Raw genomic sequence first — 17,912 nt, forward strand, 5'->3', positions numbered from 1 at the left:
CCGCGGCGGTGACAGCAAGAGGGGGCGTCATGACCACTGCGATTCCGTCGACCCGCACAGCTCCGCCGGTGTCCGATCGCGAGGAGACCGCGCGGCGCCTGCTCGCGTCGTCTGCCCGCAAGTCGTACGACCCGATGGTCGAGGTGGACTGGAACGCCCCGCTGCCCACCGACAAGTTCGGGCTCACCCCCGAGTGGAGCACGCTGTACGGCACCGCGCTGTGGGACGAGCTGACCGACGAGCAGAAGATCGAGCTCACCAAGCACGAGGCCGCGAGCGTCTCGAGCGTGGGCCTGTGGTTCGAGATCCTGCTCATGCAGATGCTGTTGCGCGACGTCTACGGTCGCGACAAGCATTCGCGCCACGTGCAGTTCGCGCTCACCGAGGTCGCGGACGAGTGCCGCCACTCGGTGATGTTCGCCCGCGCCGGCGAGAAGTTCGGGATGCCCGACTACGGCCCGATCACGTTCATCCACAAGGCCGGTCGCCTGTGGGGTGGCCTCTTCCGCGGCGCCAACGCGTACGCGAGCGTCATGGCTGCCGAGGAGATCCTCGACATGATGCAGCGCGACTTCATGAAGGACGAGCGCGTCCAGCCGATCACCCGCACCGTCAGCAAGATCCACGTCCTCGAGGAGGCACGGCACATCCGCTTCGCCCGCGAGGAGGTCGCGCGCCGGCTGCAGGGCGCGTCCCGCGCCCGACGGGCATTCGAGCGGGTCAGCACCGCCGCCACCGTCTACTTCGTCATGAAGAGCATGATCCACCCCGACGTGTACGCGAACGCCGGTCTCGACAAGGAACGCGCCCTCGAGGTCGCGCGCGCCAACAAGTACCACCACGACAAGATCCGCACGTCGGGTTCGAAGCTCATGAGCTTCCTCGACAGCGTCGGTCTGGTCGGCGGTCCGTCCAAGGTGCTGTACAAGAAGGTCCACCTGCTCTGAGGGCAGGGTCACGGCGCGAGTGCGCGGTGTGCGAGCAGGGGGAGGTCGCGCGCACCGCGCATTTCGCGTATCCGGGGTCGATTGCCCTCCCCACACCGAGCCGACTACATTCGCCCGATGCCGCCCGACGCGACCGAGACGCGGCCCGTCGTCACGACCGTGCCCTTCGCGCAACTGGATTCGGCCCTCGATCCCGCCGTGGCGCGAGCCACCCCCGCCGATCGCATCCAGCAGCTGATCGAACGCCGGATCAGCTTCGACCGGCGCGGGGCATCGCTGCCCTGATCCGACATCCGGTCCGGTGGGTGCCGCGTCACTGTTCGTAACGGTGACGTTTCCGGTTCGCCCACCGGACCGACGGTCGTGCCCACCGCACCACCTGCCGTCGATACTCGGCTCCTCTCCACGGGTTCACCGGACCCGATTCACCGAGACCTGGAGCCGCCATGACGATCGACAGCCCACCCACCACCGAGTGCGTCGACGTGACCCTCGCGAACGGCATCGCGACACTCACGATCGACCGGCCGCCCGCCAACGCGTTCGATCCCGCGCTGATCGCCCAACTGCTCACCGTCCTGCCACCGCTGTCCACCGACCCCGACGTCCGCTGCATCGTCGTGCGTGGAACCGGTCGATTCTTCGTCGCGGGTGCCGACATCGGGGTCATGCGTGAGCTCACCGAGGCGACGCAGCGCGCGATGCGGCCGTGGATCGACGTGCAGAAGCTGCTCGAGTCGGCACCGAAACCCGTTGTCGCAGCTTTGAACGGCCATGCTCTGGGCGGCGGCGCGGAACTCTCGCTCGCGTGCGACGTCCGAGTGATGACGGAGTCGGCGACCATCGGCTTCCCCGAGATGGGGCTCGGGCTCTTTCCCGGCGCCGGCGGCAGTCAGCGACTCCCCCGACTGCTCGGAGCCCATCGCGCGAAGCTGCTGATGATCCAGGGAGGCCGGCTGTCGGCCGCCGAAGCCCTGCGCATCGGACTGGTCGACGAGGTGGTCCCCGATGACCGATTCGATTCCCGCATCGATGAACTCGCGACCGAGTTGGCCGCGAAGCCGACGCGCACCATCGGCATGCTCAAGCGAATCGTCGAAGAGGGCCGCGCGCTTCCACTCGACGAGGCACTCGATGTCGAGTTCGCCGCCGTCCTCGAACTGATCCGCACCCGCGACACCGCCGAGGGGCTGCAGGCCTTCCTCGACAAGCGGCCGCCGTCGTTCACCGGCCACTGAGCACAGCACGCACCGATTCCCCTCCCCACGAAGGAAACCCATGACCTCCAGATTCCGGCGCCGCGCACTGGCCGCCGTCGCGGCACTCGCCGCGGTCACCGTCGCCGCCACCGCCTGTTCCCGGCCCGCATCCGAGTCGGCCGCGTCCGCCCCCGACGGACTGGTCCGCATCTCGGTCGGCGTCGATCCGTCGTACGCACCGTTCTTCGTCGCCGAGAAGGAGGGCCTGTTCGAGGCGGCAGGCCTGAACGTGCAGATCATCCAGACCGAGGGCGGCGCCGCGAGCGCCCAGAATGTCGTGGCCGGCACCTCCGAGATGTCCGGCAACGCCGACTCGACCGCCCTGACGGTGATGGCCGCCAACCCGAGCCTGCGCGCACTCGGCGTCTACGAGGAGTCCGACCGCTACTTCCAGGTGGTGCTCCGCCCGGGCGTCACGCCGCAGTCGATCAAGACGATGGGCGTGTTCCCCGGCATCGGCCTGTACTTCACCGACGCGTACCTGCGCAGCCTCGGCCTCGACCCGGCCGCGGTGAAGCTGGTGAGCACCAGCCCGCCGGAGCAGCCCGCGCTGCTCGCTCGCGGCGACATCGACGGTTTCATCTCGTTCGACCCGTGGGTCGCGCAGGCCGTGGCGACCGGTGGACGCGTCGTCGGCACCAGCGGCGACTTCGGTGCCCGCTACTCGCAGTGGCTGCTCACCTCGGAGTCGTGGCTGGCCGCGAACGAGGACCTGGCGGCCCGGGTCTTCGCGGTGGTCGCCGACGCGGCCGCGATCGTGAACTCGGATCCCGATCGCGCGGCCACCGCGATCGCATCGGCGATCCAGATGGATCCGGCGGAGGCGAAGCGCACGGTGACCCAGATCGACTTCGTCGGACGCGACTTCACCGCCGACGACACGGCCCGCGCCGACGACCTGGTCACGTTCTTCCGCGACCAGGGCAAGATCGCCGGATCCGTCGACACCGACACGGTGATGCTGCACGGCTGGGTGACCGAGCACGCGAAGGGCGATTGACCGCCCGTTCTGCCGGCCGGACCGCGCCCGGTTCGGTCAGCAGAACGGAATCGTTTCCCGGGACCCGGCGTCGCCATAGTGTCGGCGCACTCACCGAAGAATCCGCGTCACCGATCGGAGCAGCCGTGGTCGAATCCGCAATCCGGGTGGTCGAACTGTCGAGCCCCTTCACCCGCTTCGCCGGACGTATCCTCGTCGGCCTCGGCTACGACGTCGTCCTCGTCGAACCGGCCGACGGCGATCCCAGCCGGCACGAGTTCGGCGGGCACGCCTACGGCCACTGGCACGCCGGCAAGAAGTCCGTCGTCCTCGATGTCGGGTCGGACACCGGACGTCGTGACCTTGCACGGCTGGTCGCGGCGTCGGACATCTTCCTCGACGGCAGCGCCCCGGGGGCCGAACCGGTTTCGGTGCAGCGCGATTCGACCGTGCACGTGCGGGTGACCCCGTTCGGCGTCGACGGACCGCGCAGCGGTTGGGCGGCAACCGATCTCACCGTCGCCGCCGTCGGCGGCATGCTGGCCCAGGTCGGCGATCCGGGCGGCCCTCCCCTCCTGCTCCCCGAGGGGCAGGCCGAGCAGTTGGCCGGCGTCAACGCCGCGATCGGCGCGCTCCTCGGGCTACGCGCGCGCCGACGCGGCCCGGTGCCGGTCGTCGACGTCTCCGCCCAGGAGTGCGTCGCCGCGAGTCTCGAGGCCGGCACGCTCGCCTACCTGCACGAGGACCGGGTGCCGCCGCGACCCGGGCGCGTGCACCCGTTGGTGCCGCACGGTCTGTTCCGCGCGTCCGACGGCTTCCTGGGTGGCGGACTGGGCGGCAGCCCCCGCATGTGGGACGCGCTGCTCGCCTGGCTCGTCGAGGAGGGCGCGGCCGACGACCTCGCCGATCCCCGCTGGGGCGATCCGGTGGAACGAAAGCGGCATCAGGACCACATCTTCGAGGTGGTGCAGCGTTTCCTCGACAAGTGGACCAAGGAGGAGTTCGCGGTCGCGGCGCAGACCCGCAAACTGCCGTGGTCGGCCGTCGACCGCCCGGACGAGCTGCTCCTCAACCCGCAACTGAACGACCGCGACTTCTTCGTCGACGTCGTGTCCGACGCGGGCGTGACGCGCGATCTGGGCTTCGGCTTCGCCTTCCCGGAGGGCACCCGCGTCCGCGACCTCCCGGTGGCCGGCCTCGGTGAACACCAGCCACTTCTCGACGCAGTCGGAGAGCGGAATCATGCCGTGCCCGAGAGCGATTCGACGAGGCTGCCGCTCGACGGCATCCGGGTCCTGGATCTCACGTGGGTGCTCGCCGGGCCGTACTGCACCCGCATCCTCGCCGACCACGGCGCGGACGTCGTCAAGGTCGAGTCGCTGGGCCGGCCGGACCCGACACGGTTCGCGCCGTTCATGCACCTGTCCCGCGGCCCGCACGACGACCCCGACACCAGCGGCTACTTCAACGACGTCAACCGGAACAAGCGCAGCATCACCCTCGACACCCGCTCCCCCGCCGGTCTCGAGGTTCTCGCGGACCTGATCGCGCAGAGCGACGTCGTCGTGGAGAACTTCAGTTCGTCGGTCATGGAGAAGATGGGCTTCGGGTACGAGCGGCTACGTGAACTGCGCCCCGACATCGTCTACGTCTCGATGTCCGGCATGGGCCACACCGGGCCGCGCAGCGGCTGGGTGTCGTACGCCGACATCGTCTCCGCGGCAACCGGGTTGACGGCGCTGACCGGCTGGAGCGCCGACGAGGTGGTGGGCGTGATCTACGGCCACGGCGACATCGTGGCGGGACTGCAGGCCGCGACCGCCGTTCTCGCCGCGCTCGAGCACCGCGACCGCACCGGCCGCGGCCAGCACGTCGACCTGTCCCAACTCGAGGCGATGGCGTCGCACATGGGCACCAGCGTCGTCCAGGCCACCGGCACCGGACGGTTCCCGACACCGATCGGCAACGCCCATCCCACGATGTCGCCACACGGGGTCTTCCGGTGCCTCGGCGGCGAGCGCTGGTGCACGATCGCGGTCCGCGACGCCACCGACTGGCAGCACCTGTGCGAGGCGCTCGGACGTCCGGAATGGTCCGACGACAGCAGGTTCCGCACTGCACCGGGACGCCGCGAGCACGAGGCCGAGATCGCCGACGCGATCGCGTCGTGGACGGCGTCCCTGCCCGCCGAGACCGTCGCCGACCGCCTCCAGTCCGCCGGTGTCCCCGCCGGTGCCGTCCAGAACGGTCGCGATCTGGTCGAGAGCGATCCGCACCTGCGGGCACGCGGCTACTACGTTCCCGGTGACCACCCGAAGGCCGGCCGCTTCCTGCACGAGGGAGCACCCGTTCGGGTGGGTGCCCCGGTGTCGATCCGCCGCGCGGCCCCACTGCTCGGCGCCGACACCGACGCCGTGCTGCGCGACGTCGCCGGGTATCCACCCGAGACCATCGCCCGGCTGCGCGCCGACGGCGTCCTGACCTGATCCCGGCCTGATTCCACGGCCAACGGGCCGACCCAGTTTTCGAAAGATCCAGAAGGAGAACACATGCGCGCCGCTCGGCTCCACAGTTTCGGACAGGCCCCCGTGATCGACGAGGTAGACGCCCCCACCCGGGAGTCCGGCCAGACCCTGGTCCGGATCGACGCGGCCGCCCTCGGCCACCTAGACATGACGGTCGCGAGCGGCACGTTCGACGTCCGTCCGGCGCTGCCGCACATCGGCGGCACGGACGGCGCGGGCACCGTCGTTGAATCCGACACCTTCGCGCCCGGAACTCGGGTTCTGGTGCGCGGCGGCGGGATCGGGTTGTTCAAGAACGGCTGCTGGGCCGAGTACGTGGTGGCCGCGGACAAGGCGTTCACCCCGTTCGACTCGGGTCTCGACCCGGCAATCGCGGCAACCTTCCTGCTGCCCAGCACCACCGGATACGTGGCCGTCCACGACGTCGCCGACGTCCGGGTGGGCGAGCGGGTCGTCGTGTCGGGAGCGTCGGGCGCGGTGGGGGCGATGGCCGCGCAGTTCGCGCTGCTGGCCGGGGCCTCCGAGGTGATCGGGGTGGTGCCTCGCGAGGACCAGGTCGCGCTGCTGCCGGAGGGTGTCCGGCCGATCGTCGGGCGCGGCGAGGAGGTGGCCGAGGCACTCGGGCCCGATCCGGTCGCCGAGGTCCTGATCGACACCCTGGGTGGGGACGCGCTGCCGCACCTGCTCGCCCGCGTCGTGCCGGGCGGGCGCGCCGCGCTGATCGGCTACACCCTCGGCACGCAGCTCACGATCGACCTGCCGAACTGGCTGCTCAGTGACGTTGCGATCCTGCCGGTCAACATGATTCGCAAGACCGCACGCCAGGCCGAACTCGCTCCCGACATGATCGCCCGCCTCGTGGCCGGCGACATCCGCCTCGCGGTCCAGCAGTTCCCGCTCGACGATATCGCCGACGCGCTGCACCTGATGCGTGAGGGCAAGGTCGCCGGCCGTGCCGTCGTCGTTCCGTGACCATGTGACAGGAGCACTGCCACTGCCGGAATCGATGACGATCCCGGCGCTGCTCCTCGACCGCGCCGATCGCCGCGGCGAGCACACCGCGCTGCGCGTCGGGGACGTGCGGGTGACCTACCGCGAACTGGCGGACCGCGCAGCCGCGATGGCCGCGTCGCTCGCGCGCCGCGGGGTCCGGCGCGGCGATCCGGTCGCCGCGATGACCACGAACCGCATCGAGCTGATCGACCTGATCCTCGGTTGCGCGTGGCTGGGCGCCGTCGCGGTGCCGCTCAACACCGCCTTCCGCGGCGACGCGCTGAGCCACGTCCTCGCGGCGTCGGGCGCGCGCCGACTGCTCGTCGAACCGGAGTACGTCGCCCGGGTCGAGGGGGCGGGCTTCCGCGGCGAGCGGTGGATCGTCGGTTCCGACTCTGCGCCGCAGCCGGATTCAGCACCGGTGCCGCCCGAGGCGGTCATCTCGGCGCTCGACCCGGCTGCCGTGCTGTTCACCTCCGGCACCACCGGGCTGCCGAAGGGAGTGCTGTGTCCCCACGCCCAGTTCCTGTGGTGGGGGCGGGGCGTGGGGGCATCGCTGGATCTGGACGCCGACGACGTCCTCTACAACGGCCTGCCGCTGTTCCACACCAATGCCATCAACGCCTTCTTCCAGGCCGTGGTGGCGGGTGGCACCTTCGTGCTGGGACAACACTTCTCGGTGCGCGAGTACTGGCGGCGGGTGGCCGACGTCGACGCGACCGTCGTGTATCTGCTCGGCGCGATGGTCGCCATGCTGGCCGGCCGGCCGCCGACGCCGGACGATCGGGCGCACCGGGCGACGCGTGCGCTCTCCCCTGCGACACCCGAGCGGCTGTGGCGGCCGTTCCGAGACCGGTTCGGCATCGAGCTGATCGACGGCTTCGGCACGACCGAGACCAATCTCGTGCTCGGCACCCTCCCCGGTGACCGACGCGCGGGCTACCTCGGCACGATCATGCCGGGCTACGACGCGCTGGTCGTCGCCCCGGACGGCGTCGCCGTGTCGGACGGCACGGCGGGCGAACTGCTGGTGCGCACCGGGCTCGACGGCGCCTTCGCGCTCGGCTACCTCGGCGACCCGTCGCCGGCTCCCGGTGCGTGGCTGGCCACCGGTGACCGCGTGGTCCGCGAGGCCGACGGCTGGTTCCGGTTCGTCGATCGGATCAAGGACGTCATCCGGCGCCGCGGCGAGAACATCTCGTCGGCCGAGGTCGAGGACGTACTCGCGCAGCATCCCGCCGTCGCGCAGGTGGCGGTGTTCCCGGTCCCGTCGCAGTTGGCCGAGGACGAGGTGATGGCCGCCGTCGTCGGCCGGCCCGGACACCACGTCGACCCTGCCGAGCTGCGCCGGTTCGCCGAACCGCATCTCGCCTACTTCGCGCTGCCCCGGTACATCGACGTCGTCGATGCCCTGCCTCTCACCGAGACGGGCAAGGTGCGCAAGGCGGAGCTACGGGAACGTGGCGTCGGGGCACACACGTGGGATGCCGATGCCGTCGGAACCGCGCCCGGCCGCTGACGTCCGCCCGACCGCGACGAACGGACGCGCTACGCCTCGATCGGGGCGTACCAGTCGGCGTTCTCGAGCAGCACCCGCGTGCCGAGGTTCCGGTCCCACACCGGCTCGATGCCGTGCCGGCGAAGGACGGGAAACACCTCGTCCTCGAGCAGGAGCGTCACGTCGGCCGCGTAGAGGGCCGCCCTCGCGTCCTCACTGAGCGCGTCGTAGGCGGCTTCGTCGAACTTCTCGGGCGGAAACGCGCCGTAACCGATGTAGGTCCTCCCGTCCTCGACGAGACGGTCGGTGTCCTGCTGGTGGAAGTACACGTACCCCTTCCAGTGGCGGCTGTCGTCGCGCTCGTCCCAGATCTCACCGGACGCGCAGCTGCCGCAGCAGGAGAAGTCCGCCCGGGCGACGACACCGTTGGCGTTCAGTTCCTCGAAGGCGGAGGTCGTGCGGGACGTGTACGCCCCGATCTCCGCCTGCTGCCGCAGCCGGGCCGTGCGGAGCGCAGCGAACGCCGCCTCGAGCTGTTCCTCGGTGAGCTCGTAGTCCTCGCCGTAGCAGTCGATGAAGTCGTCGACGTCGTCCCGGCCTGTGATCAGCTGATCCCAGATCTGCCGGCCGAGCTCGGCTCGGTCGTCCTCGTCGAGGGGCAGTTCGGGAAGAACTGCATAGGGCGGGAACGCATTCGGGTCGGACAACGCGCTCACAGCGCCACCTCCAGACGACTCGTGGAACCGGGCAGATCACCCGGGGCCCACGAGACTACCCAGCGCTCCCGACACTCACTTGCCGCAGCCGTTGAACGAGCACATCGTGGGGCTGCAGGCCATCCCCCGCGCGAGGTCGGCGGGGGCGTGCGTGCACTTCATCGCGTGCAGGGCGCGGCTGATCCCCATCCCCGCGGTGCGCAGCGCGCCGGTGACCCGGCTGACGTTGAGACGAACGGTGGGGCCCGTGACCGACAGGGCGCCGGCGATCGTGGTGGGTCCGCTGAAGACCGGAACCGCGACGCTCATGTAGCCCAGTCGCGTCTCCTCGACCTCGACCGCCAGCTGTTCCTTGCGCATCCGCTCGAGCTGCTGGCGCAGAACCGACACCGACATCGTCGTCCGCGACGTGAGCGCGGTGAAGCCCTGCTCGACCACCTCGTCGAACACCGACTGCGGGGAGAACGCCAGGATCATCTTCCCGGTGGCAGTGCAGTACAGCGGCAGCCGGCCGGCGACGCGGGACTGCTGATTGAGCCCGCGGTGGCCGATGATCTTCTCGATGTAGAGGACGTCGATGCCGTCCCGCACCGCGAAGTGCACGGTCTCCTGCGTCGCCAGCAGCAGATCCTCCATGTACGGCAGTGCCGCGTCACGCAGGATCCGCTGCCGGGGCACCAACTGTCCCAGCTCGAACAGGCGCAGCCCCAGGCGGTACTTCGTGCCGGCCCGCTCGAGCAGGCCCCACTCGACCAGTTCCCCCGCGAGACGGTGCACCGTGGCCTTGGCGACCCGGCTGCGGCGCGTCAGCTCGGTGAGCGAGAGATCGCTGTGGTCGTTGTCGAAGGCGTCGAGGATCGAGCGGGCCTTCCCCAGCACCGACGACATCTCGCCGCCCTGCCCCCGAGCCGACTGGATCGGCACCACCGAACCGAGATCGACCGATCGCTGCATCGCTGTCGTCACTGCGGCCTCCTGGCACTCTGCGGGGCTCTCTCCGACTCGGAGGTCCGAGCGGTGTAACCCTTTCGGTGTCAGTGACGCTAGGGACCAAAGTCCCGAGACGCACGTCACACGTTCCGCCCAGCGGACCGGTTTCACAGGGTTTACAAATGCCGCGTAACCAGCGTGTCCGCCGTCACCGCGCCGGCGCCGGTGTTCACATTCGCCAGGAACTCGCACACCGCGGTCGCGACCCGGCCCGCGTGCCGTTCGACGAGGGCCACGGTGCCGTCCTCGATGACGACCTCGGTCACCGACGGTGCCGCCGTCAGGTGCGTGCGCAGCTTCGGCAGCGCGGGCATCGAGAACGGGTCCGCTCCCGCACCGATCAGCAGCACGGGCACGGCAACGTCCCCGACCCGGTCCTCCATCCGGTACCGGCCGCACGCCCGATGCCCCTCGGCCGGGTCGACGCCGAAGGCGAGCGCGTCGTGGAGGAACCGGTCCAGCAGGTCCGTGACCGGTTCCGGGTAGTACGGGCGGCGCAGATCCCACAGCGTCCGCAGGTGGGCGCCGTCCGGGACACGCTCGGCGCAGTCCACCCCGCCCGCTCCCGCGTGACCGGCACGGTACTCGGCATCCGCCCACGGGCACGACGACAGCACGACGGCGTCGAGTCGTCCATCGTCCGCCGCCGCCATCTCGAGCGCCACGGCCGCACCGGTGTGGTGCCCCAGCACGGTGGCCCGGTCGACGCCCAGGGCGTCGAGCAGCTCCCATGCCCCCTGCGCGAACACCTCGATGGTCTGCGGGGCGGGAAGCGACGCGCTCGCACCGAACCCCACCATGTCCATCGCGACGACCCGGAAGTTGCTCGCCAGCAACGGAATCAGCTCGCGGAACTCGTCCCACGAGCGCGGGGTCTGGTGCAGCAGCAGGATCACCGGCCCCCGCCCCTGGTCGGCGTAGTGCAGCTGACCGAACGACGTGTCCGCGTAACCGAACCGCACGCCCATCAGTACGCCGCCACCATCGGGGTGTCGACGCCGATCACGTCGATCTTGGCCGCGCCACCCGGATTGCCGACGGGCTCGGCCCGGGTCGGCAGGATCTCCAGGAAGAACCGCTTGGCGTCCTCCTTGTACTCGGGGTCGGCCTTGCGGTCGACGGTGATGGCCTCTACCGGGCACGCGAGTTCGCATGCGCCGCAGTCGATGCACTCGTTCGGATTGATGTAGAGCTTGCGCTCCCCCTCGTAGATGCAGTCGACCGGGCACTCCTCCATGCAGGACCGGTCCGTGTAGTCGATGCATGCCTCGCCGATGACGAATGCCATTGTTCAGCCCTCCTGTTCGGTGGAATGTCCGGGGAAGATCTCCGCGTCGGGGTCGATCACCGCGGCCGCGTTGTTGACCGCGGTCGCCGCCTCTCCGAAGCCGACCGCGATGAGCCGGACCTTGCCGGGGTAGTCGGTGATGTCGCCGGCCGCGTACACGCGGGGAACCGCGGTCTCCATGCGGGTGTTCACGACGATGTGGCGCGAGTCGATCTCGAGACCCCACTCCGTCAGCGGACCCAGATCGGCGGTGAAGCCGAGTGCAGCGATGACGGACTGCGCAGGCAAGGTGCTGGTGCTCTTCTCGAGCTTGTGTGCGACGTCCACCTCGGAGATCCAGCCGTTGCCGCGGACCGCGGACACGTCCGCGTTGACGATCATCCGCACACCGCTCTCGCGGACCTTCGTGACCGTCGCCGCGTGCGCACGGAACTTGTCGCGGCGGTGCACCAGGGTGACCGACGACGCGATCGGCTCGAGGTGAACCGCCCAGTCGAAGGCGCTGTCGCCGCCGCCGACGATCACGACGTCCTTGCCGGCGTGCGCCGACAGATCCGGGACGAAGTAGCTGAGCCCGCGATCGAGGAAGTCGAGGCCCTTGGCGAGCGGGCGGGGCGTGAAGGTGCCGATGCCACCGGTGACGATCACCGCACCGGCGGTGACCCTGCGCCCCTTGCTCGTTCCGACGACGGCACGACCGTCCGCGAGGTGTGTGAGGGTCTGCGCCTGCTCCCCGAGCAGGTACTGCGGGTCGTACGGCGCTGCCTGCTCGAGCAGTCCGTCGATCAGATCGCGCCCCTTCACGGAGGGGAACCCGGCGATGTCGAGGATGGCCTTCTCCGGGTACATCGCACTCACCTGCCCGCCGGGCTCGGACAGCGCGTCCAGCACGGCCACCCGCAGGCCCCGGAAGCCGGCGTAGTACGCGCCGTAGAGGCCCGCCGGGCCGGCGCCGATGATCAGGATGTCGACCTCGAGCTCGGTCGAGACGTTGGACGAAGCGTTCATGTCGGCAACGCTAATGACGTTGGTGCCCTTGACATATGAAACCGGTCCGGTCAGCAGACTGTGTTCGGTCCCGCACGCAGGAGTGCGCACACGCCGAAAGGCGGGCCCACCGGCGAAGGGGAGGTCTGCCGGTGGGCCCGCCGTCACGGGGCGCAGAGGAGTCAGCCGAAGATGTGCGGCTCCTCCGCGGCGATCTTCTGGATGATGGTCGAGTAGGCGAACCAGCCCACCTTCTCGGTACCGACGGCCTCGTACGTCTGCGCGGCGATGTCGTGCTGCAGCGCAACGGGATCCCCGGCGGCACGCGCGGCCAGCTCGGCCTGCATCGACCGTTCCATCGACACGTACCACCACACGGCGCTCTCGACCGAGGTCCCGACCGTCAGGTGACCGTGGTTGGTGAGCACGACCGCCTTGTTGGGTCCCAGCGCGGCCGCGATGCGCAGTCCCTCCTCCTCGTCGAGCGCGACACCGTGGTACTCGTCGTAGATCGAGTGGTCCTCGTAGAAGGCGCACGCGTCCTGCGTGATCGGGCTCAGCAGACGGTGCAGCGACGAGAACGCCTTGCCCTGCAGCCCGTGTGCGTGCACGGCGCCGACGACGTCCGGTCGAGCCTCGTGCACCTTGGAGTGGATGACGAAGGCGGCCCGGTTGAGTGGCCCGTCGCCCGACAGGATGGTGCCGTCGGAGTCGACGTGCAGCAGCTCGTCCGGCCCGACCTGTGAGAAGTGCCGGCCGAACGGCGCCGTCCAGAACGTGTCGGGACGCTCCGGGTCCCGGGCCGTGATGTGCCCCGAGATGCCCTCGTCGAGACCGAAACGCGAGAGGATCCGGTAGCCGCCGATCACCGCGGCCTTCCGGCGCCGGCGTTCGCTCTCGACGTCGTCGGACTCGGGTCGTCCGGGGATCCCGGCCAACTCGGCGATGGTGGGTGCGTGAGTCATTGCGTCCCTTCTGGTTCGACGGGTGGAGGGTCTACTTGACGCCGTAGCGGGCGAGGTACCGCGTCGAGAGCAGGCGCAGGATCCGATCGAACAGGAAGCCCATGATGCCCAGCACGATGATGCCGACGAACGTCCAGTCGATCCGGCCGTAGTTGCGGGCCTGCCAGATCATCGAGCCGATACCGTGGTCGGCGGCGACGATCTCGGCGGAGACGATCGTCAGGAAGCTGTTGCCCATCGCGAGGCGGGCACCGGTGATGATGCCGGGCACCGACGACGGCAGCACCACCGTCTTCATGAGCTGCAGCTTGCCCGCCCCCAGATTCGCTGCAGCCTGCAGCTTGTTCTCGCTGATCGAGACGGTGGCGGCGATCGTGCTGACGGTGACGATGAAGACCGAGGTGTAGAAGATCAGGACGACCTTGGAGGTCTCACCGATGCCGAACCACACCACCGCGAGGGTCACGAACGCGATCGGCGGGATGAAGCGGAAGAACTCGATGTAGGGGTCGAGGAGTTGCCGCACGATGTTCACGCGACCCATGAGGATGCCGATCGGCGCACCGATCACGACGCCGAGGCTCCAGCCGATGAGGATGCGTTGCGCGGACGCCCAGATCGACGTCCACAGCACCCCGCTCTCGGCCAGTTCGGTTGCGGCCGTCCACACCTCGGCCGGTGAGGCGATGGTCGTCGGCCCGTACCACCAGGCCAGGAACGACCACACCGCCAGGCCGATCGCGGCGGACGCGATCCACAGCAGCGCGGTGCGCACCGCAGCGGCGGACGCACCGGCACTGCGGCGACGGGTGCGGGTTGTGCGCGCGGCGCGCGCGGTGGTGGGGGTATCGGCCACGGCGGTCACAGCTGGTCCTCCTCGATGCCCTGGTTGCGCAGCGACGCCACGACCTCGGCGCGGATGTCGTCCCGCAGTTGCTCGTACAGATCGATCACCTCGGGATGGGCGCGATCGCGCGGCCGGGGTGCATCCACCTCGTAGATGCTCTTGATGCGCGCCTTCGGTCCCGCCGACATCACGACGACGCGGTCCGCCAGGGTGAGCGCCTCGTCGATGTCGTGCGTGACGAAGACGACGGTGCAACCGGTGTGCCGCCAGATCTTGTCGAGTTCGGTCTGCAGCACCTGGCGGGTCTGGGCGTCGAGCGCGCCGAAGGGCTCGTCCATCAGGACGAGGGACGGCTGGTTCGCGAGGACGCGGGCGATCTGCACGCGCTGACGCATGCCGCCCGAGAGCTGGGCCGGGAACTTGTCACCGGCGTGCGGCAGACCGACCATCGCCAGGTACTCGGCGGCGATCCGGGCCTGAGCCGCCTTGTCGGCGCCGTGCATGCGGGGTCCGTACGCCACGTTCTGGCTGACTGTCATCCACTCGAAGAGCGCCTCCGAGCTCTGGAAGACCATGCCCGCGTGCGGGTTGCTCCCGTAGACCTCGTCACCGTCGCACACGATCTCGCCGGCGGAGGGCTTCACGAAGCCCGCCATCGCCGAGAGCAGGGTCGACTTGCCGCAGCCGCTCGGACCGAGCAGGCAGACGAACTCGCCCGGCCGGACGTCGAGGTCGATACCCGAGACGATCTCGGCGGCACCGAAACTGATGCCCAGATCGCGGACGTCGATGGGGACGCCCTTGATGGTGGTTGTCGCTGTCATTGCTTGTCCTCCTGATACCAATCGAGCAGCATCGCCGAGGTGAGGTCGGGCTGCTCGGAGAGAACGCCGATCTTCTTGTAGAAGTCGACGATCGACTGCGCGGACTCCACGTCCTTCTCGGTGAGATTCTCGACACCGAAATCGATTTCGCTCACTGCAGTGACGGTCTGGTCCTCGGCCACGTTGACGGCCTTCTTGGTCGCGGCGGCCGCCGTCTGCGGGTCGGACTCGACCCGCTCGCTCGCCTGGGCGAGCACCTTCGCGATCTTGCGGGCGGTGTCCTCGTTCTGGTCCAGCCACGGGGCCGTCGTGATGGCCCAGTGGTGGTAGAACCAGTCGTAGTCGCCGGTGACCGCGACCACGTGCCCACTGCCCTGCGAGAGCGCGGTGGCCGGCCACGGCTCCCACAACACGTAACCGTCGATGTCGCCGCGGCTGAGGAGCGCGGGCATGTCCGTCGGTGTCGCCGAGACCATCTCGACTGCGCCCGGGGCGATTCCGTTGGCCTCGAGGTACTTGTCCGTCGAGATCTGGCTCAGCCCCGGAACGATGCCCATCTTCTTGATGCCGGCCGCCGAGTCGACCCCGTTGCGCAGGACGACCTTGATGTAGTCGCCGGACACCTCGTACGAGTACATGGCTCGCAGCGACGGGTTCTGACGCAGCTGCGCGATCGTCGTGGTGTCGGAGCTACCCGCCACCTGGACCTGACCGGTGGCCAGCGCGTCGACGGCCTCGCCGCCACGGCCGAACTGGACCAGCTGGACGTCGAGTCCCTCGTCCGCGAACATCCCCTCCTGATCGGCCACGAAGAACGGCGCGTAGGACGCGTCGATGCCCACTGCGATCCGGAGCGGGCCGCCGCCGGTGTCGGCCGTGCTCTGGGTGGCGGGCCGGCTGCACGCCCCCGCGGCCACCGTGAGAACAAGTGCTGCTGATGCAAGGGTCACCTTGCCGAATGTCGATCGCCAGGCCATGTGTGCACACCTTCGTTCTGTGATCTGCGCCGCATTTGCGGGGTCGTGGTGAAGAAACCTAACGGCGCGGACGAGCGGCGAAAACCAACGCGGTCCACCGTGCGGACCGGGCCGGAGAACTTACCGCCGCGCAACATCGCTCCTGGTCCGACAGGATTGTTCGAAATGCAAAGGAAACAAATTGGACGTGGCTCACAGCGTCCACCGCGGCGCGCCACCGCGGCACACGCGCGCGACGTTGGCGGCCGTCATCTCGTAGATCCGGCGCCTCGCAGTGGCGCTGCCACCGGCCACGTGCGGACTGAGCAGCACCCGGTCGAGCCGGCACAGGTCGCTGTCCGGTGCGAGCGGTTCGTGGTCGAAGACGTCCAGCGCCGCCCCGCCCAGACGCCCGGATCGCAGCGCGGCCGCCAGCGCGTCCGTCCGGACGACCGGGCCGCGGGCGACGTTCACGACGATCGCCCCCTCCGGCAGTCGGGCTAGTTCACGAGCACCGATCGACCCGCGGGTCGACGGCGTCAACGGCACCGCGAGCACCAGGACGTCCGACACGGCGAGCAGGTCGTCGAGCGGGAGATGTCGTGCCGTCGCGTCCGCCCTCGGACGGCGTGCCGTGTACGCGACCTCGCAGCCGAAGGCCGCGAACAGACCGGCACAGCGTCGGCCGATGTCGCCGAATCCGACGATCCCCACCCGGCGATCACCGAGGTCGCGACAGCCCTGTTCGAGGATGCGGTCCTGCGGCCACTCCCCCGCACGGATCCTGTCGTCGGCCCAGCCCATCGAGCGGCTCAGACTCGCGGAAGCGACGACCGCCCATTCCGCCACCGAGGCCGCGTTGGCACCGGGCGTGTTGGCCACCGGAACGCCGACCCGGCGCCACGCGTCGACGTCGATCCAGTTGACCCCGACGCCCGGTTGCTGGACGAGCCGAAGATGACCTCCGATCTCGGCCTCGTCTGCGCCCATGGGTAATTCACCGCTCCAATCGCCGACGACGATGTCGACATCGGGCAGCAGGGCGCGTAGCTCGGTCCGTGTGCGGGTGGTCGGTCGGACCACCTCGACGTCCTGCGTCGTGTCGCGCAGGAGGCGTCCCAGGACGTCGTGGTCGTCCGGAGCCGACAACAGGATCCGCATCGCGAACCGTCCTCTCGACGCGTGGAGCCGGCCACGCGACGCGCGGCCGGCTCCACGAACTGTGTTGTGGGAAGGCGACTCAGGCGACGCTGCGCGCCTGCGCGGACGCCTTCGCCAGGAACTCGAGGCTGAGCGGGTTGTAGAGCGCCGCCTGCTCGTGCTGCGGCCAGTGCCCGCACTCGGGGTAGAGCTGCAGCTGCGCGCCGGGGATGTCCGCGGCCATCTTCTTCGCCTCCGGCACGTCACCGAACGGGTTCTCGTGACCCCACACCACCAACGTGGGCGCCTGGATCCGGGCGAGCCGATCCGGACGCAGCAGGTTGCGCTGGCGGGTCTCCATGTCCTGCAGGGACAGCAGGTTGTGGATGTTCGCGACGAAGTCCGGCTGGTGGTAGATCCGGTGCCGCGCCTCGACGAGCTCCTCGGTGGCGTTCACCGGGTCGTGCATCAGCAGCCGCAGCCGCGCCCGGGTGAGCTCGACGTCGTCGCTCTGCACCGCCTTGGTCGTCGAGGTGCGGATACGCTCCATGACCTCCGGGTTGGCAACGGTGCCGCCGGCCGCGAGCAGTTGCAGCGACAGCACCCGCTCGGGCTGCTCGCTGGCGAGGTGGGCCGCGACCCAGCCGCCGAGGGACTCGCCCACCAGATGGGCCTTCTCCAGGCCGACGGCGTCGAGGTAGTTCACGAGATGCTCGACGTAGCGCGGAATCTCGTACGGGTAGCTCGGCTTTCCGGTGTAGCCGTGGCCGAGCATGTCGATCGCGTGGCACTCGTAGTGCTCGGCGTGTACCGCGATGTTGCGCGCGAAGGCCTCGAGGTGGCCGCTGGTGCCGTGCAGGAACACCACCGCCTCGTCACCGGATCCGGCCTGCAGCGAGCGGGTGGGGATGCCCGCGGCGTCGACGGTCTCGACCGCGAAGTCGAGGCCTGCCAGTTCGTTCCAGATTGTCATGAGTGTGTCCTTTGCAGAAGGGATG

Annotated in this window: 18 protein-coding genes; 7 read left to right on the forward strand and 11 right to left on the reverse strand. The window is 69.6% G+C overall.

Features of this window, described 5'->3' with window-relative positions; translation table 11 throughout:
• Positions 1-29: 29 nt before the first annotated feature.
• From LCL87_RS06420 to LCL87_RS06450, 7 genes are all read left to right on the forward strand, one after another.
• Positions 30-947, forward strand: coding sequence for an AurF N-oxygenase family protein (locus LCL87_RS06420; RefSeq protein ID WP_225017821.1), 918 nt, complete (start codon positions 30-32; stop codon positions 945-947).
• 117 nt (positions 948-1,064) lie between these two features.
• On the forward strand, positions 1,065-1,232 hold the full coding sequence (locus LCL87_RS06425; RefSeq protein WP_225017823.1) for a hypothetical protein: 168 nt from the start codon (positions 1,065-1,067) through the stop codon (positions 1,230-1,232).
• A gap of 161 nt (positions 1,233-1,393) precedes the next feature.
• Positions 1,394-2,185: an enoyl-CoA hydratase-related protein gene (locus LCL87_RS06430; RefSeq protein WP_225017825.1), complete on the forward strand. Its 792-nt coding sequence runs from the start codon at positions 1,394-1,396 to the stop codon at positions 2,183-2,185.
• 40 nt (positions 2,186-2,225) lie between these two features.
• Complete coding sequence (locus tag LCL87_RS06435) at positions 2,226-3,206, forward strand: ABC transporter substrate-binding protein (protein WP_225017826.1); 981 nt, start codon at positions 2,226-2,228, stop codon at positions 3,204-3,206.
• A gap of 125 nt (positions 3,207-3,331) precedes the next feature.
• Positions 3,332-5,671, forward strand: coding sequence for a CoA transferase (locus LCL87_RS06440; RefSeq protein WP_225017828.1), 2,340 nt, complete (start codon positions 3,332-3,334; stop codon positions 5,669-5,671).
• Between the two features lie 63 nt (positions 5,672-5,734).
• Positions 5,735-6,682 carry an alcohol dehydrogenase catalytic domain-containing protein gene (locus LCL87_RS06445; RefSeq protein WP_225017830.1) on the forward strand — a complete coding sequence of 316 codons (948 nt, stop codon included), beginning with the start codon at positions 5,735-5,737 and terminating at the stop codon, positions 6,680-6,682.
• A gap of 34 nt (positions 6,683-6,716) precedes the next feature.
• On the forward strand, positions 6,717-8,222 hold the full coding sequence (locus tag LCL87_RS06450) for an AMP-binding protein (RefSeq protein WP_225017903.1): 1,506 nt from the start codon (positions 6,717-6,719) through the stop codon (positions 8,220-8,222).
• A gap of 29 nt (positions 8,223-8,251) precedes the next feature.
• Here LCL87_RS06450 and LCL87_RS06455 read toward each other — a convergent pair whose 3' ends face one another.
• From LCL87_RS06455 to LCL87_RS06505, 11 genes are all read right to left on the reverse strand, one after another.
• Positions 8,252-8,917, reverse strand: a complete 666-nt coding sequence (locus tag LCL87_RS06455; RefSeq protein WP_225017832.1) for a DUF6891 domain-containing protein — start codon at positions 8,915-8,917, stop codon at positions 8,252-8,254.
• Positions 8,918-8,992: 75 nt separating this feature from the next.
• Positions 8,993-9,883, reverse strand: coding sequence for an IclR family transcriptional regulator (locus LCL87_RS06460; protein ID WP_225017833.1), 891 nt, complete (start codon positions 9,881-9,883; stop codon positions 8,993-8,995).
• Positions 9,884-10,023: 140 nt separating this feature from the next.
• A complete protein-coding gene (locus LCL87_RS06465) occupies positions 10,024-10,875 on the reverse strand; it encodes an alpha/beta fold hydrolase (protein WP_225017835.1) in 852 nt (283 codons plus the stop codon).
• The gene (locus LCL87_RS06470; protein ID WP_225017837.1) at positions 10,875-11,195 is read right to left on the reverse strand and encodes a 4Fe-4S dicluster domain-containing protein; all 321 of its coding nucleotides are present in this window, start codon (positions 11,193-11,195) and stop codon (positions 10,875-10,877) included. Before LCL87_RS06470 ends, LCL87_RS06465 begins: the two co-directional genes overlap by 1 nt.
• A 3-nt stretch (positions 11,196-11,198) precedes the next feature.
• Positions 11,199-12,203, reverse strand: a complete 1,005-nt coding sequence (locus tag LCL87_RS06475) for an NAD(P)/FAD-dependent oxidoreductase (protein ID WP_225017839.1) — start codon at positions 12,201-12,203, stop codon at positions 11,199-11,201.
• A gap of 161 nt (positions 12,204-12,364) precedes the next feature.
• Positions 12,365-13,147: a class II aldolase/adducin family protein gene (locus tag LCL87_RS06480; protein ID WP_225017841.1), complete on the reverse strand. Its 783-nt coding sequence runs from the start codon at positions 13,145-13,147 to the stop codon at positions 12,365-12,367.
• A gap of 31 nt (positions 13,148-13,178) precedes the next feature.
• Positions 13,179-14,012: an ABC transporter permease gene (locus LCL87_RS25780; RefSeq protein ID WP_225017842.1), complete on the reverse strand. Its 834-nt coding sequence runs from the start codon at positions 14,010-14,012 to the stop codon at positions 13,179-13,181.
• On the reverse strand, positions 14,009-14,818 hold the full coding sequence (locus LCL87_RS06490; RefSeq protein ID WP_225017844.1) for an ABC transporter ATP-binding protein: 810 nt from the start codon (positions 14,816-14,818) through the stop codon (positions 14,009-14,011). The genes LCL87_RS25780 and LCL87_RS06490 overlap by 4 nt, the downstream gene beginning before the upstream one ends.
• Positions 14,815-15,795 (reverse strand): ABC transporter substrate-binding protein, encoded by a 981-nt coding sequence (locus tag LCL87_RS06495; RefSeq protein ID WP_225017845.1) that lies wholly within the window; start codon positions 15,793-15,795, stop codon positions 14,815-14,817. Before LCL87_RS06495 ends, LCL87_RS06490 begins: the two co-directional genes overlap by 4 nt.
• A gap of 192 nt (positions 15,796-15,987) precedes the next feature.
• The gene (locus LCL87_RS06500) at positions 15,988-16,935 is read right to left on the reverse strand and encodes a 2-hydroxyacid dehydrogenase (RefSeq protein ID WP_225017847.1); all 948 of its coding nucleotides are present in this window, start codon (positions 16,933-16,935) and stop codon (positions 15,988-15,990) included.
• 79 nt (positions 16,936-17,014) lie between these two features.
• Positions 17,015-17,887 (reverse strand): alpha/beta fold hydrolase, encoded by an 873-nt coding sequence (locus LCL87_RS06505; RefSeq protein ID WP_225017849.1) that lies wholly within the window; start codon positions 17,885-17,887, stop codon positions 17,015-17,017.
• Between the last annotated feature and the right edge of the window lie 25 nt (positions 17,888-17,912).

It is taken from the genome of Prescottella equi, assembly GCF_020171745.1.
Taxonomy (GTDB): Bacteria; Actinomycetota; Actinomycetes; order Mycobacteriales; family Mycobacteriaceae; genus Prescottella; species Prescottella equi_A.